We start from the raw sequence: 19,436 nt of genomic DNA, 5'->3' as shown, positions 1-19,436 counted from the left end.
CTCACGATTCCAGCTCGAGCGCATCCCCTTCGCGCGTGCCCGTCCGCGCGAGCGTGCCGCGCGGCAGCTCGAGCGCCATGGCCGCTCCTCGGTGGAGGCGCGTGGCGCGCCACGGCCCGAGGTCCGGAATGGCGCGCAGCACCCGCAGCTCCCGGGAAAGAAACGCGGCGTCGATGGCGAAGCGCATGAAGAACGTGTGGATCGAAGCGCAAGGCTCGATCAGCAACGCTTCGCCTTCCGGCAGCGCGCGGCGCCCGAGCAGGCCGCGCAGCCGCGCCAGCATCGTCGACGCGCGCTCGACGCGCTCCGCGAGCACGGCGCCGGTCCTGGAATTGCGCACGATCATGCGCGCACGAGGGAGACCCGGGGTCCCAGACCGACCGCGAGCTTGCCGCTCTTGCTGCTGTAGATTTCGCCGTCCAGCAGCCACGAGAGGGGGGCCCTTCCCGTCAGCTCCAGCTTCTCGCCCACTCCCTCGAGCAGCCGATCGCGACGTGCCGGCAGTCCGACGAGGAGCCGCGGCAGCTCGAGGGCGAACTTGCGCGGACCGGCGGTGAGGCCCAGCGCCTGGAACGCGCCGGGCTGCTCCGTCGCGCGCCGGAACGGGCGCAAGCCGAGGCCTGCCTCCGCCACCGAAGAGCAGACCAGGCCGTAGATCTCGATCCGGGGCCACTCCTCGCCATCGAGCCGCACGCGCAGATCCATCGGCGCGTACAGCCGGCGCGCGAACGGACCGGCCGTCAGCGATGACCAGAACGCGCGGGCGAGCAGCCGCGTGCTGGTGAACGACCCGGCGCGGCCGGTGGCGTAGATCGCCTCGATGAACCTCACCGGCAGCCCTACGCCGAAGCGGAAACCGCAGCGGCCCTCGACGCGCAGGGTATCGCGCTGCTCGACGTGCAGCTCGGTGCCGGAAGCGAGCGCTTCGGAGAGACGGCGCAGGCGATCTTCCGCGTCTCCCTTCCCTCCGAGGGGAGCCAGGGAGTCGTACGCGCCACCGCCGAGCAGCGCGAGCGGCGGCAGGTCGTCGCCGAGCGCGCCGGCGAGCGCCGTGACCGTGTGCGTGACGGTTCCGTCGCCGCCGGCGATGGCCACGACCCGCGGCCGTTCCGCCTTCACCGCCTTCGCCACTCCCGCCAGCTCCTCGGGACCGCGCGTCTCCAGGATGGCCGCGCCCGGGGCTGCCTTGCGGAGCTGCTGCGCGGCGAGCGGCCACTCGCGGTTGCGGCGCGCGTTCGGATTGGCGATGATCGCAATTCCCGCCATGGCGGCACCGAATACCGGGCAGAAGCCTGCGGCACAAGGCCTGTTCCTCACGCCCGCGTCGGCGCGGCTGAACGTCGTGCTGGTCGAACCGAAGATTCCGCCGAACACCGGCAACGTCGCGCGACTTTGCGCGGTGACCGGATCGCGGCTGCACCTGGTGGCCCCGCTCGGGTTCCGAATCGACGACAAGGATCTGCGGCGCGCCGGCCTGGACTATTGGGACAAGGTCCATGCGGCGACGTGGAGCTCGTTCGACGAGCTGCTGCAAAGCGAAGGAATTGTTGCGGCTCGCCTGCATCTCTTCACCGGGCGGGGAGGCACTGGCCTGTGGGAAGCGCGGTTTTCATCGGGCGACTACCTCGTGCTTGGCGACGAGGTAGGCGGTCTCCCACAACCGCTCCTCGACCGCTTTGTGGCCCGGCAGGTGCGCGTTCCGATGATCGCCGAGCCCAGCGCCCGGAGCCTCAACCTCTCCACTTGCGCGGGGATCGCGGTGTACGAGGCGCTCCGACAAATACATACCGCGCAACCCCGCGGAACTTCTGGAGAGGACGGGACTTCGCGGTAGCATGAAGACGTGGACACGATCGAGCTCCTGCCCTCGCTCGCCCAGGGGGATCTGTCCGAGACGAGCGCGCCGGAGCTGGTGGCCGCGGTGTTCCGCTCGCGCGCCAGCGGAACGCTGTGGCTGGAGACGTCCCAGGCGGCCGAGATCCGCATTTTTTTTCGCGCCGGCGACATGTGCGGCACGGCCGCCTTTCCCGGCGCGCGGAACCTCGCGCACGTGCTGCTCGCGAACGACTGGGTCGCCGCGCTCGACATCGAGTCGAGCCGCGATGAGGCGATGAAAGCGGGCAAGCGGCACGGCGAAGTGCTCGTCGCCCGCAAGCTGTTGACGCGCGATCAACTGCGCGCCGCGCTCGCGGCGCAGCACACCACCAATCTCTTGACGTTGATGGCGCTGACGGAGGGCAAGTACGACTGGCGCGGATGGGAGCCGCCTCCCGCCTGGGCGCGCGAGGTGGTCGTCGATCCGGTGGGGTGCCTCGTCGATGCACTCGAGCGGGAGCAGCACGCGCCGCGGCGCGAGAAGATGATCGCCTGGCTCGGCAACCACCCGGTCCGCCTTTCCGGAGACTGGGCGGATCTGGAACCACGCATCACGCTCGCGCCGACGGATCGCCGGGCAACGGCGCTGCTGGCGCTGCCGCGACGGGTACCGGAGTTCGTCCGCGCCTCACAGCTCGAGCCGACGCGCGCGGAAGCCGTGCTGGCTGCGTTGCTGCTGTCGGGCGCCGCGGAGCCGCAACCCGATGCTCGGCCCGCGACGGACGACGCGGATGTTGCGCCGGCGCCTCCCGAGCGGCAGAAGCCGCTCGACGAGCAGGAGGCGCTCGCCCGACTCGACGCGCTCTCGCTGGACGACGTGGAGGAGGTCTCCCCGCCTCCGGCTGAGGAGGAAGAACCGCTCGAGCTCGACCTGCCGCCGAACGGCGCGGGGCCTGGCCAGGCCTCTGACTCGTCGGGTATGGACGAGGGGCGTGCGCGGGAGATGCGCAAGCGCATGCTGGCGCGCGGTATCCGCAATCTCGGCGGGATGCCGGCGCGCGGCGAGATCGAGGGCGCCGTGGAGATCACGCCGAAGTTTCCACAAGCCTCTCACGGCGGTGGCGAGCTCTCGGCGGACGAGCAGCGTTTCGCGGACGACGTGCGCTCGCGCGTCCGCCTGGCCTCGAGGCAGAACGCGTATGCGCGCCTGGGCGTGGAGGCGAAGGCCAGCAGCGAAGCCATCCGCAACGCGTATCTGGATGCCGCGAAGAAGTTCCATCCGGACCGCGCCTCCGGGGCCCTCTCCTCGCTGCAGGCAGAGCTGCAAACGCTCTTCGGCCTGCTCAAGGAGGCCTACGAACACATCGCGACGCCCGCCGCGCGCACCAAGTACGATGGCTCGCTGACCTCCTCGTCCGCGGGTGCGCGCAAGGAGGAGGGGGCCATTGCCTTGAAGATGGGGGAGGTCCTGCTGAAGAAGCGCGATTTTCCCGAGGCGCTGAACAAGCTGCGACGGGCGGTGGACCTCGACGCCACCGGCGATGCGCTGGCGGCACTCGCCTGGTGTCTGGTGAGCGACCCGAAGTCCTCGGCGGCGGCAAAGGAGGAAGCGGCTACGCTGATCAACCGCGCCCTGCGCGCCCACGGCGCCACCGCGCGTACGTACTACGTGGCGGGAGTCCTCTGGCGGACGAAGGATCCTGAGTCCTCCGTGGACGCGTTCCGCAAGGCGCTGGAGATCGATCCTCGCCATCCCGACGCCGCGCTCGAGCTCCGCCTGATCGAGCAGCGGCGCAAGCAATCCCCAAAGGGCGGCGGCGTCCTCTCCGGCCTCCTCTTCGGAAAGCGGAAGAGCTGATGGCGAAGGAGACGGTGCTGGTCGCGGACGGCGACCCGCGCAACCTGCGTCTGGTGGAGTTGGCGCTGCGCCGGGCCGGGTTCGTCGTCATCGCTTGCGCCACCGGCGAAGACGGGTTGCACCGTCTGAACGATGGGGGCGTACAGGCGCTGATCTGCGATCTTGCGCTCCCGGCGCCCGACGGTCTCGCGCTTTGCCGCGCCGCACGCGCAAAGCAAGGGGTTCCCGTCCTGCTGATGGGGGCCGACGCGTCGGCCGCCGCCAAGGCGCGGGCTATCGAGGCGGGCGCCGACGAGTACCTGGTCAAGCCGGTCCTGCTCAAGGAGCTGGTGCAGCGCGTTCAGCATCTGCTCGACCGTCGCCGGCTCTCCGATCCTGGCGCGCCCGCCGGGTTGACGGGATCGGTCCGCGACTTCGGTCTGCTCGACGTCTTTCACTCCATCGAATCGTGGAAGAAGAGCGCCGTCGTCCGCTGCGAGAACGGCGGGCAGCTCGCCCGCGTCTGGGTCCGCGAGGGCCAGGTCATCGACGCAGAACTGGGGCCGCTCGGGGGCGATGCGGCGTTCTGGCGCCTGATGACCTGGGACAGGGGGCAATTCCGCGTGGACTTCACCTCGTCGCCGCGGGAAGCGCGGATCGAGGGCGGGACGCGGGCCGCGCTGATGGAGGCGATGAGGCGCGTCGACGAAGTGGGTCGCCTGGCCCAGGAGCTTCCGCTGGAGACGCAGCTCGCCGTCGACGTGGCTCGCCTCGAAGCGGTCCTCGGCGACATCCCCGACGAGCTGAATGGAGTGCTGCGCCACTTCGACGGTGTGCGGACGCTTCGCGCCGCGATCGATCTCTCGCCGGTTGACGACGTCGCGACGATGGAGGCCGTCCAACGCCTGGTGCGCGACGGCATCCTCCGACCGGCCTCCCGCTCGTCGTCGTCGCTGGAGGCATGGGTCTCCGAACCGCCTCCGGCCGCCGTTGCCACCGCGCCGACGATGCCGCGCATCGTGAACTTTCCGGCGATCCGCGGCTTGCGGCGCGAGCGCCTGCGCCGCGAGGCGCAGGAGGCGCGGATGAAGATCGCCTCGGGTGAGCCCGTGCGGCTCCACCACGTCGTGGAGCTTCCTCCCCGCGCGGAGTCCGAAGCGCTGGGAGAGCTCCGCCGGATCTCTCCCGCCGCCGGCAACGCGGCGAAGACGTTCGCCGCCGATGCTCGACTCGCGCGGCTGGCAGGCGTGAACGGAGAGTTGCCGCCCATTGCCCCCGTGGTGGCGACCACGCCGCCGCCGCCCGAGGCCGCTCGAATTGCCATTCGCTTTGCCCGCCAGCGCTGGGGCTGGCTCGCGGGCGTGGCCGCGGCGCTGACGATCGGATGGGTACTTCGCCCACAGCCCCACACCGACAGGAAGGATTCCCCGTGGCTGGAGGGGACGAGAGAGGGCGCAGCGTCCGGGGCGACGGCCCCGGGGGCATATGCCGAGGCGGTCGCACGCGGGAACGATTCTTTCCGCCAAGGGAAGTTCGGCGCCGCCGCCGACCAATACAAGAAGGCGGTGGGGCTTCGCCCGCAGGCGGTCCCCGTCCTCGTCGCGCTGGGCGACGCATACCTCGAGTCGGATCGGCCGCGGAACGCAGTCGAGCCGCTCGAGGCCGCCGCACGGCTCGATCCGACGAGCGCGCGCGCCCATCTCCTGCTCGGCACGGCGTACCAGTCGCTCGGTCGCACCGCGGACGCGACGCGCGCGTATCGCCGGTTCCTCGAGCTGGAACCCGCGAGCGAGTTCGCGAAGGACGTCAAGGTGATCCTCGCGAACCTCGAGGGATAGCGTTACACCTGCGCGCGATGCGCGTCCTCGGGTTGGAGACGAGCTGCGACGAGACCGCCGCCGCGGTGGTGGAGCTCGGCGAGAGCCTGCGCGGGACCGTGCTCGCGGACGTGGTCCACACCCAGAAGGACGTGCACGAGAAGTGGGGCGGGGTGGTGCCCGAGCTGGCTTCGCGCGACCACTTGCAGCGCGTGCTTCCGGTGCTCGACGAAGCACTGGGAAAGGCGGGGTGCCGGATGGATCAGCTCGAGGGCATCTCGGTCACCCGCGGTCCGGGCCTGGTGGGCGCGCTCCTCGTCGGCGTCCAGGTGGGAAAGTCGCTGTCCGCGGCGACGGGTCTTCCCCTCGTCGGCGTCAACCACATCGAGGGGCACCTGCTGGCCGTGCTGCTCGCGAAGGAGGCTCCCGTGCCCCCCTGGCTGGCGCTGGTAGTCTCCGGCGGCCACACTTCGCTCTACGAGGTGCGCGCCGTCGGCCAATACCGCGCGCTTGGACACACCTTGGACGACGCCGCTGGAGAGGCGTTCGACAAGGTCGCGAAGCTCCTGGGGCTGCCCTATCCAGGCGGCGCGCACGTCGACCGCCTGGCGCGCGCGGGAAATCCCCAGGCCGTCGACTTTCCGCGCGGGCTTTCGCGGCGCTCGCGCGCGGCGTTCGACTTCTCCTTTAGCGGGCTGAAGACCGCGGTGCTGACCCACGTGCGGGAGCACGGAGCGCCCTCCGGCCAGGCGCTCGCGGATCTCTGCGCCTCGTTCCAGGAGGCCGTCTGCGACGCGGTCACTCAACGGGCAGTCAGAGCGGCGAGACATGCCGGGCTGTCTTCGCTGGTGATCTGTGGCGGGGTGGCGGCGAACTCGCGCCTCCGTAAGCTCGCCGCCGAGCGCTGCGACGCAGAGGGGATCTCGCTCTTCCTGCCCGAGGCGCGCCTGTGCACCGACAACGCGGCGATGATCGCCATCGCCGGCGCTCACCGGCTGCGCCGCGGCGAGCGCGCCGATCCGGAGATGTCCGCAGACCCGGGATGGCGGCTGTGAAACCGGCCGAGCTCCTCCGACGCCACGGGCTGCGGCCGAAGAAGGACTGGGGCCAGAACTTCCTCGGGGACGAGGAGCTGCTCTCGTCGCTTGCCGCGCTGGCGAGGCTGAAAGCTGGTGACACCGTCGTCGAGCTGGGCGCCGGGCTCGGCCATTTCACCCGCGCGCTGGCATCCACCGGCGCGCACGTCGTCGCGGTGGAGCGCGACCGGGAGCTGGTTCCCATCCTGCGCGCCGAGCTTCCAGGCGTGGAAGTGGCGGAAGCCGACGCAAAGAGCTTCGATCTGCGGCAGGTCGCGATGCGCGCGGACCAGCGGGTCGTCGTCTGCGGGAACCTGCCTTACCATCTGAGCTCGCCGATCCTCTTTCATCTGCTCGACCAGCGCGCAGCGGTCCGCCGCGCGGTGCTCTTGCTGCAGCGCGAGGTCGCCGAGCGGATCGCGGCGCAACCGGGAGGACGCGACTATGGGCTGCTCTCGGTGCTGATCCAGCACGTCGCCGACGTGCAGCTGGCGATCTCGGTGCCCCGGCACGCGTTCACGCCGCCGCCGGAAGTCGAGAGCGCGGCGCTCGTGCTGGAGTTCCTGGAGAAGCCGCGGGCGGCGGTCCAGGACGAGCGGCGTTTCCGGGTCCTGGTGAAGGCGGCGTTCTCGCAGCGGCGCAAGACGCTCTGGAACGCGGTTCGTGCCGTGCCCGGCGCGCGCGAAGCCATGGCACGCGCCGGGATCGACCCGCAGCGGAGAGGGGAGACCTTGAGCGTCGAGGAGTTCGCGTCGATCGAGCGCGCGCTGTAGCCGCTCAGGTTGCGTACTGCGCGACTCCGTTCCCGAACGACCAGTTCTCTTTCGCGACCTCGACGAGGCTCACGAAGACGTCCTCCGGGCGAACACCAGGGGATTCCCGCAGGAGCTGCACGATGCGCGCGAACAGAGCCTTCCGGACGTCCACGGTCCGGCCCGCGCTGAGCGTGATCTGGACGAGAATGACCCCGTCGCTGCGGGAGATCCCCAGGTAGGACGGGTCGTAGACGAGACTGGCATCGTCGTGTTCGGTGACGATCTGGAACCGGTCCTGCTCGGGAATCTTGATCGTTTCGACCATCGCGCGGTGGATCGATTCGGAAATCGCGCGGCGGTACTCGGGGCTCTTGCCCTTGCGCAGGGCGATGCGGACCAGCGGCATGTCGATGCGATGCCGGTGCTTCGCGCGCGGTTCAGGTCTGCGTGCGCAGGTGGAAGGACTTGCGGCGGGTGAGCGGCAGAAACCCGTACTTCGAGAGCGACATCCCTTTGCCGGTATCCTTCACGCCGGTCCACGGCAACATCGGATCGAGATAGTCGCAGCGGTTCATGAAGAACGTGCCGGTCTCGATCTGTGCCCCGATACGGAAGGCGCGCTCCTGATCGCGCGTCCAGATCGCCGCCGTCAGCCCATACGGGCTGTCGTTCATCAAGCGCACCGCCTCGTCGTCGTCGCTCACCTTCTGCACGCCGACGATGGGGCCGAAGCTCTCCTCGACCATCAGCCCGTGCATCGAGTGGTTCGCGTCGGCCACCAGGCAGGGATCGAAGAAGCGTCCCCGCCCTGCCGCGTCGTGGATCGGCTTTCCGCCGCAGAGAACGCGGCCGCCTTTGCTGCGCGCTTCCTCGACTTGCGCATCCAGCTTGCGCGGGGCCTCGGCCTGCGCCATCGGGCCCATCGTGGTGGCGCTGTCCAGCGGATCGCCGAGGCGGTACTTCCGCACCTCCGCCAGCGCACCCTCGACGAAGCGCTCGTAGAGAGAGGCGTGCACGTAGATGCGCTCGATCCCGCAGCAGCTCTGCCCGGCGTTGTAGTAGGCGCCGTCGACGAGATTGGCGATGGCGTGGTCGAGGTCGGCGTCGGCGGCGACGTAGGCCGGATCCTTGCCGCCCAGCTCGAGCCCGACGTCGATGAAGCGCCTGGCGCCCTCGCGATAAACCTCATGTCCGCCGCGCACGGAGCCGGTGAAGCTGACGTATCCGATCTCCGGCCGGGCGATGATCTGCGCGCAGGTCTCGTGGCTGGCGTCGATGGCGGTGACGAGGTTCTCGGGCGCCCCGGCCCGCTCGAACGCGCGGGCGAAGGCCTCGCCGCAGAGGGCGGTTCGATTGGCGTGCTTGAGGACGACGGCATTGCCCGCGAGCACCGCCGGGACCACCACGTTGACGGTGATCAGCAACGGATAGTTCCAGGCGCTGACGTCCAGCACCACGCCCACCGGCTCGTGCCGGACGAAGCGGGTGAATCCCGGGACCGCCGGCAGCGGATCGTCGCGCAGCGACTCCGGGGCGAGCGACATCATGACGCGCGCCCGGTGCACCGTCGTCTTCAACTCGCCGCGCGCCTGGGCCAGCGGCTTGCCCATCTGCAGGGTGACTTCGCGCGCGATGCGCTCGCCGTCCTTCTCGAACTCCGCGCAGAAGCGCTCGCAGAGCGCAACGCGGTCCGCCAGCGGCGTCTTCGCCCATGCCTTGTGCGCGCGAAAAGCGCGGGTGACGACTCCTTCGACACCAGTCGCATCGAGCAGGCGTCGCTCCGCGACCGTCTCGCCGGTGTACGGATTGTCGATCCGGTGCGTGTCCATGCAGTCCACAGGATGCGGTGTCAGCGCCGGCGGCGCAAACCCGATCCGCGAAAAAATGTCAATGCTGTAACCGGGTGTGGTTCTGTGGTGATCTGCGCCCCCCGTGGAGCTGAGGCAGCGCTACATCGTGGTGGAAGGTCCCATCGGCGTGGGGAAGACGGCGCTGACCCGCGCGCTGGCAAAACGGTTCAGCGCGAGAAGCGTCTTCGAGCTCGTCGAAGAGAACCCTTTCCTCGCCAGCTTCTACCAGGACCGCAACAAGTACGCCTTCCAGACGCAGCTCTTCTTCCTGCTCAGCCGCTTCAAGCAACAGCAGGAGCTGTTCCAGCAGGAGCTGTTCTCGCAGGTAACGGTCAGCGACTACCTGTTCGCGAAGGACCGGATCTTCGCCTCGATCACGCTGGACCCCAACGAGCTGGCCCTCTACGAGCGCGTCTATGAGCACCTGGGCCCGCGCGTGATGAAGCCCGATCTCGTCATCTACCTGCAGGCGCGGCTCGACGTGCTGCTGGCGCGGATCCGCAAGCGCGGGCGCGAATTCGAGCGGAAGTTCGACCCGGAATACCTCGCCGAGCTGTCCCGCACTTACAACGACTTCTTCCATCGCTACGACGAGACGCCGCTTCTGGTGATCAACACCAGCGACATCGACTTCGTCGAAACCGAGAAGGATTTCGAGGAGCTGGTTCGCGCCATCGGCTCGATCAAGGCGGGGACGCACTACTACCAGCCGCTCGGCACCCGGGTCTGACGCCGTCGGGATGGCGCCGGGCGCCGGCGATGATATCCTTGGGTCGCAGTACAAGTCTGTCCCGTGGCGGGCTGTCCGGAGCTCAACCTTTCGCGAGGTGGGCTACCGGGAGGCGGCGAACCGGACGGGGCAACCACGGTGAAACGGAGGTGAACCTTGAAGAAGGTCACCATCAATACGCTCCGCAAGATGAAGCAGGCCGTCGAGCGCATTACCATGCTCACCGCCTACGACGCCAGCTTCGCCCGCCTGCTCGATCGCGCCGGCACCGACGTGCTGCTGGTCGGCGATTCGGTGGGCATGGTCGTCCAGGGCCACGACACGACGCTGCCGGTCACCATGGACCAGATGGTCTACCACTGCGCGGCCGTGAAGCGCGGCGTGGAGCGGGCGCACCTCGTCGGCGATCTGCCCTTCGGCAGCTACCAGGGCAGCGCGGACGAGGCGGTGAAGAATGCCGTCCGCCTGGCGGCTGAAGGAGGCGTCGAGGCCGTGAAGCTCGAGGGCGGCGCCGAGTATGCCGAGGTCGTCCAGCGCATCGTCCGCGCCGGGGTCCCGGTGATGGGGCACATCGGGCTCACTCCCCAGTCGGTACACAAGCTTGGCGGGTACGTCGTCCAGGGACGCACGGAGGAGAAGGCGCAACGCCTGCTTGCCGATGCGAAGGCGCTCGAGGGGGCCGGATGCTACTCGCTGATCCTCGAGATGATGCCCGGCGAGCTGTCGGCGGAGATCTCGCGCGCGCTGACCATTCCGGTGATCGGGATCGGCGCCGGGTCAGGCTGCGACGGCCAGGTGTTGGTCATCTACGACCTGCTCGGGATGAATCCGGAATTCTCGCCGAAGTTCGTCAAGCGGTACCTGGATCTCGGAGTGCTGATCCGCGATGCCGTGGCCCGCTACAACGACGACGTGAAGCACGGCGTGTTCCCCGGACCCGAGCACAGCTTCTCCGCCGAGAAGCCGCCGGTGCTGCAGCTCTATTCGAGCGTGAAATGAGCGTCGGGGTGATCGCCACCGCGCGCGACTTCCGGCGGGCCTGCCAGGAAGCGCGCCGCGACGGCGAGCTCGCGCTGGTGCCCACCATGGGCTACCTGCATGCGGGCCACCAGTCGCTGATCCAGGCGGCCGCGCAGCGGGCGCCGGCGGTGGCGGTCACCATCTTCGTCAATCCGACGCAGTTCGGGACTGGCGACGACCTTTCGCGTTATCCGCGCGACATCGACGGCGACCTGCGCAAATGCGAGCAGGCGGGCGCGACCTTCGCATTCGTGCCGCGCGGTCCGGAGGAGCTGTACCCGGCGGAGTTCCAGACCTACGTCGAGCCAGGACCGCTCGCGGCTCCGCTCTGCGGAGAGAAGCGGCCGGGCCACTTTCGCGGCGTCTGCACCGTGGTGGCGAAACTCTTCGCGTTGAGCCGCGCCGATTACGCGTTCTTCGGCGAGAAGGATTACCAGCAGCTCGTGGTCATCCGCCGGATGAACGCCGACCTGAACCTCGGGGTCGAGGTCATTGGCCGCCCCATCGTCAGGGAGAGCGACGGCCTCGCGCTCTCCTCGCGGAACGCGTATCTCTCCCGCGAGGAGCGGGCGCGCGCCACCGCGCTTTGGAAGTCGCTGAAGGCGGCGCGCGACGCGTTCAAGGCCGGCGAGCTACGGCCGGCGCAGCTCGAGGAGCTGGCCCGGGAGAGGTTGCTGGCGGACGGGCTGCGAATCGATTACGTGGAGATCCGCGATCCGGTCCATCTGCAGCGGCCGCCGCAGGCCGATGCGACTTCCCGATTGTTCCTCGCCGCATTCCTCGGTAAGACGCGGCTCATCGACAACGGAGCGCTGGGCACCGCAGGCGAAGGCGGCTGAGCGCCTGGGCTGTCGGGCTGCGAGGCGGCATGAGCGCGGAGCACGTCAAGATCATCACCACCAACCGCCGCGCCCGCTTTGAGTATCACGTCGAGGACAAGGTGGAATGCGGCATCGCCCTCACCGGCACCGAGGTGAAGAGCTTGCGCGAGGGCAGCGCACAGCTCTCCGATGCCTATGCGATTCCCAAGGGCCATGAGCTGTGGCTGCTCAACGCGCAGATTCCGCCCTACAAGCCGGCAGGACCACTGCAGAACCACGATCCGAAGCGGACCCGCAAGCTGCTCCTGCACCGGCGGGAGATCGACAAGCTGCAGGAACGGCAGCAGAAGGCGGGGTACGCCCTGATCCCGCTCAGCCTCTACTTCAAGGACGGCAGGGTGAAAGTCGAGCTCGGCGTGTGCAAGGGAAAGACCGGCGTGGACAAGCGGGAGGACATCGCGGAGCGCGAGGCGAAGCGCGAGATGGATCGCGCGCGGCGGAGCCGGGGATGAACGGGAAGATCGTCTTGATCACGGGCGGGACGTCGGGCATCGGCCGCGTTACGGTGCGCGAGCTCGCGCGGCTGGGCGCGAAAGTGGTGGTCGTCGGGCGCGATCCGGCGAAGCTCGACGCCATCAAGCGGGAGACCGGCGCCGACGCCATCCGGGCGGATCTGCAGCTGGTCGGCGAAGCGCGGCGAGTCGCGGCGGAGTTCCGGGACAAGTACGCGCGGCTGGACGTGCTGGTGAACAACGCGGGAGCCGTGTTCAGCGCGCGCCAGGTCACGGCCGAAGGCCTCGAGCGCACATTCGCGCTCAACCACATGGCGTATTTCACGCTTACGGCCGCGCTGCTCGACTTGCTGCGCGCCAGCGCGCCCGCGCGGGTGATCAGCGTCGCCTCGGAAGCCTCGCGCGGCGGGCGGATCGATTTCGGCGATCTCCAGATGGAGCGCCGCTACCTGGGAGTCCGGCAGTACTGCAACACGAAGCTGATGAATCTTCTCTTCGCGTTCGAGCTGTCGCGGCGGTTGCAGGGTTCGGGGGTGACGTCGAACGCGGTGCACCCCGGAACGGTCGCCAGCGGCTTCGCGATGCAGGGCGCCGGTTTGTTCGGCATCCTCGCGCGGATCGCGCGGCCGTTCCTGATCGGCGAGGAGAAGGGCGCCCGAACGCAGATCTGGGCCGCATCGGAACCAACGCTCGCCGCCGTGACGGGGAAGTACTTCGTGCGGCGGCGCGAGAAGTCCCCGGTGCACGCCGCCCTCGACCCGGCCGCGGCGCGACGGCTCTGGGAGGAGAGCGAGAAGCTGGTGACGATTTCGTCTGCCCGCCAGGCGATTCCGACGGGTTCGTAGGCCGCGCGCCCGCGCTGATGCAGCGCCCTTCCTGCGGTGTCTTCGCTTCCGTAAGAGGCGTCCCGACAATTTTGGCGTTTCAGCGAGACATCTCGACGGGATTGTCGTGAGCGAGAAGGGCTTGAAGCCGGCGCCTTCAGAGGCAAAACGCGTTGATCTCGTCGGTCGTCGGCTGGAACCGACCTTGCAGAACCAGCCGTTGCGCCTGAGGCGCCAGAAAGGAGGGCTGGACGGAGTTGGGGCGGCCCGCATCGAGGGCGTCGAAGAGCGCATTGCAGTCGCAGCTGACGCGATAGCCGCAGAAGGTCGATGCGCTTCGATGCGGGCCGGCTTTAGCCGGATCGGACGAGGACGGGCTGCGAGCTGACCTGCTTCGCCGATTCGAGATAGCGCGCCCATACGGACATGAGCGCCTGCACCAGGCCGGCTTCTTCCGTGTAGAAGGCGTATTCAGTCATGTGATCGCCGAAGCTGGGGATGGCGAAGACGGCCTTCTCGCTGTCGATGATCCAGAGGTACATCGGCATCAGGCCCGGATACTCCCAGCGATCGGCGAGGCGCATGTCGGATTCCAGCGCGCGCTGCTGCCGCTCGAGCATCTGCTGCAGGTACTGCGGGCGGGCTTCGGAGACCTGACAATTCTCCAGCTCCTCGTACAGCCGGCGGCTGCGCTGGAACCCGCCCTTCTTCACATATTCCTTCCAGCGCGCTTCCGGGTAGCGATCCTCGAGGGCGCGCTCGCGCCCGTTGCTGTCGAGGCAGAGCACCTGGACGCTGAGTGGGTGGCCGCGGCGGACGCGATCGGCTTTCCGGTTCTCGATAGCCTTCACATACGCGCCGTAGCGGCCGCGATCGCGCCACGCTCCATGGCCTGGGAAATCCGTCGCGATGAAGACGGACTCGCGCGCGTCGGAAATGATCCGGTCCACCTCGGTCATGTAGGCCGGAAAGGCGCCGATCTCCTTGGTGGTCAGGTGGTCGAAGACCGAACGCAGGTCCTTGGTGAGCTTGCGGCCGTCGCGGATCGAGAAGACGGCGAAGAGCGTACCGAGCACCGCGAGGAACAGGCCGAGCATCTCGAACGGCGTGCGGTTCTTCAGGTACCAATCGTAGGCTTGGATGAGGGTCTGCAGCCACCAGGCTTTCGGCGCCATGCGGCCATGCTAGCAGCGGGGGCAAGAAAGCCCGATGTGGGAGCAGCCGAGCGCATGTGGGCCGGGCTGCCTTGACGCGACGCCCGGCCCGGTTATGTTGTGGCTTCGGTCCGTCATGGGGGCGAACCGGTTTCGACGAGGGCAACGAACCTTTCGGCGCATGCAGGGGATGCTCGGACCTCTATAAAAAACGGGCAACGCAACAAACGCCAACGACAACGTTGAGCACGCGCTGGCCGCCTAAAACGGCTTAAGCACGCGGGACCCCGGAGCCCAGCCGATGGCGCCGGCAAGTCCCGTCAGAAAAGTCGGCTGGTCTTCCGTGGCGCTCCGACGGCGGAAGACGAGATTCATTCGGAGATGGTCCGGCGGGCAGAGGGCCCGTGCTCGATCCGCCGGATGACGACAAATCGCGGGACAAGCATGTAGAGCCAAAAAGGGGAGTGCTTTCGGACGCGGGTTCGATTCCCGCCGCCTCCACCATGCACCGCGCCGCTCGCGGCGCGGAATCGTCAGGTAAGCACTAGGGTTCGGGACCGCGCACCCGCGTCCGAATCACGCAGAGCCGGTGTTGCCGTCGGGTTCCGCGGCACGTGTCCGACGAGGATCCGGGATCCGTGGTCAGCATACGTGACCCCGCATGCCAGGACGTCCTTAGAAGACTGGCATGGGGAGTTGCGTATAGTGTCCCCGAATCCCCCGAATCCTACTCAGCACCACCGTCGGGATTTTTCGGTTCTTCAACCTTGGGCGATGGCTTGGATGGGGGAGCGGATGCAACTCGCGACTCGACGTCTCGCACGTAGGTCGCCGCTCGACGACCCTTCATCGATGTGGTCATTGACAGGTACCTGGAGACTCGAAGTTGGTTTCCATCTCGCTTCAGAAAGAGCAGGTAGGTCAAACCTGGTTCGAGGTTGAGCGGGCAAATGGCATGGGCTTCTTCGCCCTTGGTCGTTTCAATCGTGACGACGTCGCCTGGCGACGTTTGACCTTTCAGCGATCGTTCGATCCTGATGCGGGCTTTGAACGGTCTCGGTCTACCCAACATCTCCTCAACCTGATTGCCGCGGCCGTTCGGCTCGATCTCCTCCACCGCGGCGACCACGATGTCCGAATGGGCATCGACATCCCAGGTTGAAAGATGGTCCGGAGGCCGGCGTTCTTCGCAGGCCAGCGCTGCAGTGGAGTGGCCAACGGCCAATGTGACGACAACAGCGGGCAAGGTTCTTGTCAGTGTGGAGTGCATGGACTTCGTCCCTGCCCTTGCGCAGGCCCGAACAACTCGCGGTGGCGCAGCCCGCGCGACGGCCGCCGTTACAGTCGTTACAGTATCTGCCTGAACTCGCCCGCGCGGCACTGGATCGTGCATGGTCGCCCGGGCGCGGTTCTGAGTGGTTGCGGCCTCTGATCCGGACGAGAGGCCGCACGGAAGCGACATAGCCACGCGTTCGATTCCCGCCGCCTCCACCAAATTTCCTCAGCATCGGCGAGTGCTTGCGGCGACGTGTCCGACGCCTCGTGGATGCACCCGCGTCCGAATCAGGCGAAGCCGCGCAGGACGCTGATACTGTCACCGGATGGGACTGGCACGTCGGGGTCATCGCATGAAGCCGGTCACCCCAAAAATGAGCACCCATCTCCCCGCGGGCTCCCGAGGTGCAGCTTGCCGCCAGGCGAGTCCAGGATGCCGCCGAGCTGCACCGAACCAAGGCACCTCGATTGGACGCTCGGGACGTGCGCAGGACAGGTTAGGACAGGTGCCAGTCCCATCGCGACCGCGGCCAGGGAGGCTCGTGTCGCGGATGGAGAACGCCCTCAAGCACGACCAACCGTAAGTCGTCACAGACGTTCAGCCACCGCGCCGCCGTGCCTGGTGGACCAAGCTCAATACTTGCCACACACCGCGGTCACGCCAGGATCGCGAGCTCATCCGCCCAAGGAGGAAAAGAATGAAATTCGCCCTGATCGCCGCGGTCGCCCTCGTAGCGTCGCCAGCATTCGCAAAGGCCAAGCGCCACTGCGTCAGCGCCGACGGATCGGAGATCTCCGACGCCGGCACGAAGAAGCAGTGCAACAAGGCCCACGGCAAGTGGAGGAAGATGAAGCCCTCCGACGCGCGCAAGTAACCGTGGAGCCGGGCGAACCCGCCAGGTAAGGGTCCGGCGTCGCCACGACGCCCCCTCGGGCCGCGGCACGCGTGCGCGTACAGAGACCTGACGAACTGCCGCCGGAACCTTCGGGTGGCGTACTCTCCGCATCGGACGCTGACCGCTCCGATTTCGATGCGAGGAATGTGAAGGTTGACGGGTGGGGGCGACTGCGAGGTGATCTTGCGCAGTCCGGCCCGTCTGCACGCGCGTCACATCGGCCACTTGCACTCGCTCTCCTTGAAGCCGCAGCCGGTTTCGGTGCAGAAGACCAGCTCGCCTCTCAGGTGCCGCTACGCCGTTCATCGGCGGCTCCGACGTCGCGCAGCGGACGCAAGGGCAGTGCTTCGACTCGACCGCTAGTTCCGACCCCCGAGCGGCGGAGCTGTGTCAGTCTGCGCCCTTCGGCCGCTCGCCAATCGGCAATCCGCTTGTGTCCCGAGAGCAGGACATCGGGGACCGAGAGCCCGCGGTCGACATCCGTTCGCGTTCGTGGTTCTGTGACGCCCGTTCGACCAAATGGGGGTAACACCATGAAACGTATGGCGCTTTTCGCTTTCGTCTTGATCGGGCTCGCGGCCTGTGACACGCCGATCTCAGCGCCCACGCCGCAAGCATCTCGCCTCGCCGGGCCGTCACTTTCCGCCGCGCAACACGAAGAGCAAGAGTCCGGGACGACCGTGAGTGAAAGGCACCCGATTACAGGCATGCAATTCAACCCCTGCCCGCCAGTGCCGGAGTTTGTCGCCTTCGAAGGAAGCGTCCACACGGTCACCACCGGCGAGGTATCGCCGACTTCAGTCGACGCGACGACCCACTTGAACGGGCAGGGACTCCAGGGTGTCGGTCTCGTTACCGGCGCCCGGTACGAGGTGCCCGCCAACGAGAGGATAGACCTTGAGTTGTCCCTCTCGCCGCCGACTGTCGATGAGACGTTCGCCATCAAGTCCCGGCTGATTCGGCAGGGCAGCCTTGATAATCTTTGGTTGCGGACCACGTTTAGACTCACCTTCCCGCCGTTCCACATCGAGATCATCAGCGTTGACGTTGAGTGCCGCGGGTGACACTCGGTGCGCCGAAGCCCTGCGCGGCGTAATTGCAGACCCGGCCGCGGTTGGCAGGGTTGGACGTGCGACCGGTCAGCCAGATCGACCTGTTCGGCTGGGACGCCGACAGCAAGTGCTACACCTACGACTCGTTCAAGAGCCTCGGGCAGCGCGCCAGTTTCACCGGCTCCGTTGCTGGAGACACGTGGACCTGGGTGACGGAGAAGACGGCGGGCGGCACGCGGCTGCGCATTCGCATGGTGCAGCACTTCACCGATGGAACGATGACGTGGAAGATCGAGACGTCGACGGACGGCAGGCAGTGGGCGACCGCGGTGACGGGCCAGGCGAAGCGTATCGGCCCCTAACGTGACCGGAGAGCGTTTGTCGGGCCCCTTTGCGCCCTTTCTCCGTCCGACGGTTCTTCGATGACCCAAGTGCGCGGTATCTCCCCGTCGGATGCTATGCCGCCTTCAGACGTAACAGAAACCAGCATTAATCAGCATTAATGCCTAGTGGCCACGCCCGGTGTAGCGCAAGCTCCCGCGAACCTCCTCTTCGCCCGACGCCAGCGGACCCCGGGCTTCAAGGAGGTCCGTCGTGGCCCAACGTCGTTTACCGGTCCGTCCCAACCTCGAACAGCTCAGGCACCAGGCAAAGGAGCTCCTGCGGGAGATCCGCCGCGGCGATCCCGTGGCGGTCGCGCTCCTGAGCATGCCTCCGCACGATCCAGCGGACGTGAAGCTGGCGCAGGCGCAAATGCGCTGGCTCGCAGCTACGGCCTCACCAGGTGGCTGCGGCTGGTGCTCGCGGTCGCCTCACCGACGCGATCTGGCGCGACGACGTCGAAGCAGTGCGCGCGCTCTTGCTAGAGCATCCGCAGCTCCTGCACGAGTCCGCGAAGGGGGTGCGCCGACAGCAACTGGGAGCCGTACCGACGCCTGTGCGCGGTGTGCAACTGCATATCAGCGGGTCCCGCTGTTACGCGAGCACCTCGCGGAACGTACAGCGATGCTGGAATTCGGAGCAGCGAACAGCTGTTTTCACGGGAACGCGCGACGGAGCGCAGTCGTCGCCGAGGGCAGCTCGTGCAGCAGAAGCTCACAGGCGTCGTCGCGAGCTATCGACTGAAGGCGGCCGACCGGGGCCGGATTGACCGAGCCGTCCGAAGGCATAGAGTCCTCCGCGAGCGGTGACGCTCGAAAGAGGGGGCCTTATGAACAGCCTGCTCGTCAGGATTGCCTCGATTGTCGCGGCGGTGTCTTGTCGAGGAACGGCGAGCCCTTCAGAGGCGCGGTCGACGGCGCAGACGGCCTCGGCGGCGCACGTCGAGGTGTTGCCCGTGTCGAAGCCGATTCCCCGGGGCGCTGGACCAATTGCGCGCCGAGGCTCGCCGGCGGTGACGCAGCCGTACGGCAACCTGCCGCTCACGTTCGAACAGAATCTGGGGCAGACGGCGGCGGTCGTCCAGTTTCTGTCGCATGGGAGTGGCTACTCGTTCTTCTTCACGCCGACGGAGCTCGTGATCGAGCTGCGGCGGACGACAGGCGGAACACGCACGAAGCAGGTCGAGACGGTCGACTCATTGGTCGTCAAGACGCGATTCCTTGGAGCGAATCCCCATGCCGCGATACGCGGTCACCACAGGCTCCCGGGAGTCTCCAATTATCTGATCGGCAATGACGCGAAGAGCTGGCGTACTGGCATTGCGAATTACGCGCAGGTCGAATACGACTCCATCTATCCAGGGATTGATCTCGTCTACTACGGCAACCAGCGGCAGCTCGAATACGACTTCACCGTCGCGCCGCGCTCGGATCCGCGGGCGATCCGGTTTGCGATGTCCGGTGCCGACGCAATTACGATTGACGCGAGCGGCAATCTGATCATGAAGGCCGCGGGCAGCGAGCTCACCCATCACGCACCGATCGCCTATCAGACCATCGGCGGGACCAAACGAAGCGTCGCAGCCCGCTATCGGCTCGGCACGGGCAATCAGATCGGCTTT

The 19,436-nt window shown here is 67.6% G+C and carries 19 protein-coding genes, 1 other RNA gene and 1 pseudogene (1 of these 21 only partly in view); 15 read left to right on the top strand and 6 right to left on the bottom strand.

The window, feature by feature from the left end:
• Position 1 precedes the first annotated feature (1 nt).
• Together E6J58_19175 and E6J58_19170 are read right to left on the bottom strand one after the other, a co-directional pair.
• Complete coding sequence (locus E6J58_19175) at positions 2 to 346, bottom strand: DUF192 domain-containing protein (GenBank protein ID TMB33977.1); 345 nt, start codon at positions 344 to 346, stop codon at positions 2 to 4.
• The gene (locus tag E6J58_19170; protein TMB33976.1) at positions 343 to 1,266 is read right to left on the bottom strand and encodes a hypothetical protein; all 924 of its coding nucleotides are present in this window, start codon (positions 1,264 to 1,266) and stop codon (positions 343 to 345) included. The genes E6J58_19175 and E6J58_19170 overlap by 4 nt, the downstream gene beginning before the upstream one ends.
• Here E6J58_19170 and E6J58_19165 point away from each other — a divergent pair.
• Genes E6J58_19165 through rsmA form a run of 5 tightly spaced genes read left to right on the top strand, consistent with a single transcriptional unit; the run spans position 1,265 to position 7,318 of the window.
• A complete protein-coding gene (locus tag E6J58_19165) occupies positions 1,265 to 1,834 on the top strand; it encodes a tRNA (cytidine(34)-2'-O)-methyltransferase (protein TMB34057.1) in 570 nt (189 codons plus the stop codon). The genes E6J58_19170 and E6J58_19165 overlap by 2 nt on opposite strands.
• A 9-nt stretch (positions 1,835 to 1,843) precedes the next feature.
• Complete coding sequence (locus E6J58_19160; protein ID TMB33975.1) at positions 1,844 to 3,673, top strand: DUF4388 domain-containing protein; 1,830 nt, start codon at positions 1,844 to 1,846, stop codon at positions 3,671 to 3,673.
• The gene (locus E6J58_19155) at positions 3,673 to 5,490 is read left to right on the top strand and encodes a response regulator (protein TMB33974.1); all 1,818 of its coding nucleotides are present in this window, start codon (positions 3,673 to 3,675) and stop codon (positions 5,488 to 5,490) included. The genes E6J58_19160 and E6J58_19155 overlap by 1 nt, the downstream gene beginning before the upstream one ends.
• A 17-nt stretch (positions 5,491 to 5,507) precedes the next feature.
• Positions 5,508 to 6,524 (top strand): tRNA (adenosine(37)-N6)-threonylcarbamoyltransferase complex transferase subunit TsaD, encoded by a 1,017-nt coding sequence (tsaD, locus tag E6J58_19150; GenBank protein ID TMB33973.1) that lies wholly within the window; start codon positions 5,508 to 5,510, stop codon positions 6,522 to 6,524.
• Complete coding sequence (gene rsmA / locus E6J58_19145) at positions 6,512 to 7,318, top strand: ribosomal RNA small subunit methyltransferase A (protein TMB33972.1); 807 nt, start codon at positions 6,512 to 6,514, stop codon at positions 7,316 to 7,318. The genes tsaD and rsmA overlap by 13 nt, the downstream gene beginning before the upstream one ends.
• Before the next feature lie 4 nt (positions 7,319 to 7,322).
• On the opposite strand, the gene E6J58_19140 is transcribed toward rsmA, so the two are convergent.
• Positions 7,323 to 7,706 carry a tautomerase family protein gene (locus E6J58_19140; GenBank protein ID TMB33971.1) on the bottom strand — a complete coding sequence of 128 codons (384 nt, stop codon included), beginning with the start codon at positions 7,704 to 7,706 and terminating at the stop codon, positions 7,323 to 7,325.
• A gap of 31 nt (positions 7,707 to 7,737) precedes the next feature.
• Positions 7,738 to 9,129 (bottom strand): aldehyde dehydrogenase family protein, encoded by a 1,392-nt coding sequence (locus E6J58_19135; protein TMB33970.1) that lies wholly within the window; start codon positions 9,127 to 9,129, stop codon positions 7,738 to 7,740.
• 109 nt (positions 9,130 to 9,238) lie between these two features.
• Between E6J58_19135 and E6J58_19130 the strand changes: the two genes are divergently transcribed.
• The 5 genes from E6J58_19130 to E6J58_19110 all read left to right on the top strand — a co-directional run bounded on the left by E6J58_19130 (position 9,239) and on the right by E6J58_19110 (position 13,078).
• Positions 9,239 to 9,880, top strand: a complete 642-nt coding sequence (locus E6J58_19130) for a deoxynucleoside kinase (protein ID TMB34056.1) — start codon at positions 9,239 to 9,241, stop codon at positions 9,878 to 9,880.
• 189 nt (positions 9,881 to 10,069) lie between these two features.
• Entirely contained in the window at positions 10,070 to 10,879 is an 810-nt protein-coding gene (gene panB / locus E6J58_19125) for a 3-methyl-2-oxobutanoate hydroxymethyltransferase (GenBank protein TMB34055.1), read from the top strand.
• Positions 10,876 to 11,739: a pantoate--beta-alanine ligase gene (locus E6J58_19120; protein TMB33969.1), complete on the top strand. Its 864-nt coding sequence runs from the start codon at positions 10,876 to 10,878 to the stop codon at positions 11,737 to 11,739. The genes panB and E6J58_19120 overlap by 4 nt, the downstream gene beginning before the upstream one ends.
• Positions 11,740 to 11,768: 29 nt before the next feature.
• A complete protein-coding gene (gene smpB, locus E6J58_19115; GenBank protein ID TMB33968.1) occupies positions 11,769 to 12,233 on the top strand; it encodes an SsrA-binding protein SmpB in 465 nt (154 codons plus the stop codon).
• Entirely contained in the window at positions 12,230 to 13,078 is an 849-nt protein-coding gene (locus tag E6J58_19110) for an SDR family NAD(P)-dependent oxidoreductase (protein TMB33967.1), read from the top strand. Before smpB ends, E6J58_19110 begins: the two co-directional genes overlap by 4 nt.
• Positions 13,079 to 13,410: 332 nt before the next feature.
• Here the strand turns inward: E6J58_19110 and E6J58_19105 are convergent, their stop codons facing one another.
• Positions 13,411 to 14,232 (bottom strand): hypothetical protein, encoded by an 822-nt coding sequence (locus E6J58_19105; protein TMB33966.1) that lies wholly within the window; start codon positions 14,230 to 14,232, stop codon positions 13,411 to 13,413.
• Positions 14,233 to 14,349: 117 nt separating this feature from the next.
• Here E6J58_19105 and ssrA point away from each other — a divergent pair.
• Positions 14,350 to 14,715, top strand: a transfer-messenger RNA (tmRNA) gene (gene ssrA / locus E6J58_19100).
• A 223-nt stretch (positions 14,716 to 14,938) separates the two neighbouring features.
• Here the strand turns inward: ssrA and E6J58_19095 are convergent.
• The gene (locus tag E6J58_19095; protein TMB33965.1) at positions 14,939 to 15,481 is read right to left on the bottom strand and encodes a hypothetical protein; all 543 of its coding nucleotides are present in this window, start codon (positions 15,479 to 15,481) and stop codon (positions 14,939 to 14,941) included.
• A gap of 1,608 nt (positions 15,482 to 17,089) precedes the next feature.
• Between E6J58_19095 and E6J58_19090 the strand changes: the two genes are divergently transcribed.
• The 4 genes and pseudogenes from E6J58_19090 to E6J58_19075 all read left to right on the top strand — a co-directional run.
• Positions 17,090 to 17,446: a hypothetical protein gene (locus E6J58_19090; protein ID TMB33964.1), complete on the top strand. Its 357-nt coding sequence runs from the start codon at positions 17,090 to 17,092 to the stop codon at positions 17,444 to 17,446.
• Between the two features lie 65 nt (positions 17,447 to 17,511).
• Positions 17,512 to 17,796, top strand: coding sequence for a hypothetical protein (locus E6J58_19085; GenBank protein ID TMB33963.1), 285 nt, complete (start codon positions 17,512 to 17,514; stop codon positions 17,794 to 17,796).
• A gap of 232 nt (positions 17,797 to 18,028) precedes the next feature.
• On the top strand, positions 18,029 to 18,559 hold the full coding sequence (locus E6J58_19080) for a hypothetical protein (GenBank protein ID TMB33962.1): 531 nt from the start codon (positions 18,029 to 18,031) through the stop codon (positions 18,557 to 18,559).
• Positions 18,560 to 18,827: 268 nt separating this feature from the next.
• Positions 18,828 to 19,436 (top strand): annotated as a pseudogene (locus tag E6J58_19075) (hypothetical protein); it runs 1,380 nt beyond the window's last position.

It is taken from the genome of Deltaproteobacteria bacterium, from assembly GCA_005879535.1.
GTDB lineage: Bacteria > Myxococcota > Myxococcia > Myxococcales > 40CM-4-68-19 > 40CM-4-68-19.
Note: the sequence above shows the minus strand (reverse complement) of the source record. Positions and strands in the feature narration are given on the sequence as shown.

Bases quoted from the DNA above. Each gene is read 5' to 3' on its own strand.
- E6J58_19175 (TMB33977.1), bottom strand. From the start codon at position 346: ATGATCGTGCGCAATTCCAGGACCGGCGCCGTGCTCGCGGAGCGCGTC.
- E6J58_19165 (TMB34057.1), top strand. From the start codon at position 1,265: ATGGCGGCACCGAATACCGGGCAGAAGCCTGCGGCACAAGGCCTGTTC.
- E6J58_19170 (TMB33976.1), bottom strand. From the start codon at position 1,266: ATGGCGGGAATTGCGATCATCGCCAATCCGAACGCGCGCCGCAACCGC.
- E6J58_19155 (TMB33974.1), top strand. From the start codon at position 3,673: ATGGCGAAGGAGACGGTGCTGGTCGCGGACGGCGACCCGCGCAACCTG.
- tsaD (TMB33973.1), top strand. From the start codon at position 5,508: ATGCGCGTCCTCGGGTTGGAGACGAGCTGCGACGAGACCGCCGCCGCG.
- rsmA (TMB33972.1), top strand. From the start codon at position 6,512: ATGGCGGCTGTGAAACCGGCCGAGCTCCTCCGACGCCACGGGCTGCGG.
- E6J58_19140 (TMB33971.1), bottom strand. From the start codon at position 7,706: ATGCCGCTGGTCCGCATCGCCCTGCGCAAGGGCAAGAGCCCCGAGTAC.
- E6J58_19135 (TMB33970.1), bottom strand. From the start codon at position 9,129: ATGGACACGCACCGGATCGACAATCCGTACACCGGCGAGACGGTCGCG.
- panB (TMB34055.1), top strand. From the start codon at position 10,070: ATGAAGCAGGCCGTCGAGCGCATTACCATGCTCACCGCCTACGACGCC.
- E6J58_19120 (TMB33969.1), top strand. From the start codon at position 10,876: ATGAGCGTCGGGGTGATCGCCACCGCGCGCGACTTCCGGCGGGCCTGC.
- smpB (TMB33968.1), top strand. From the start codon at position 11,769: ATGAGCGCGGAGCACGTCAAGATCATCACCACCAACCGCCGCGCCCGC.
- E6J58_19110 (TMB33967.1), top strand. From the start codon at position 12,230: ATGAACGGGAAGATCGTCTTGATCACGGGCGGGACGTCGGGCATCGGC.
- E6J58_19105 (TMB33966.1), bottom strand. From the start codon at position 14,232: ATGGCGCCGAAAGCCTGGTGGCTGCAGACCCTCATCCAAGCCTACGAT.
- E6J58_19095 (TMB33965.1), bottom strand. From the start codon at position 15,481: ATGCACTCCACACTGACAAGAACCTTGCCCGCTGTTGTCGTCACATTG.
- E6J58_19090 (TMB33964.1), top strand. From the start codon at position 17,090: ATGCAATTCAACCCCTGCCCGCCAGTGCCGGAGTTTGTCGCCTTCGAA.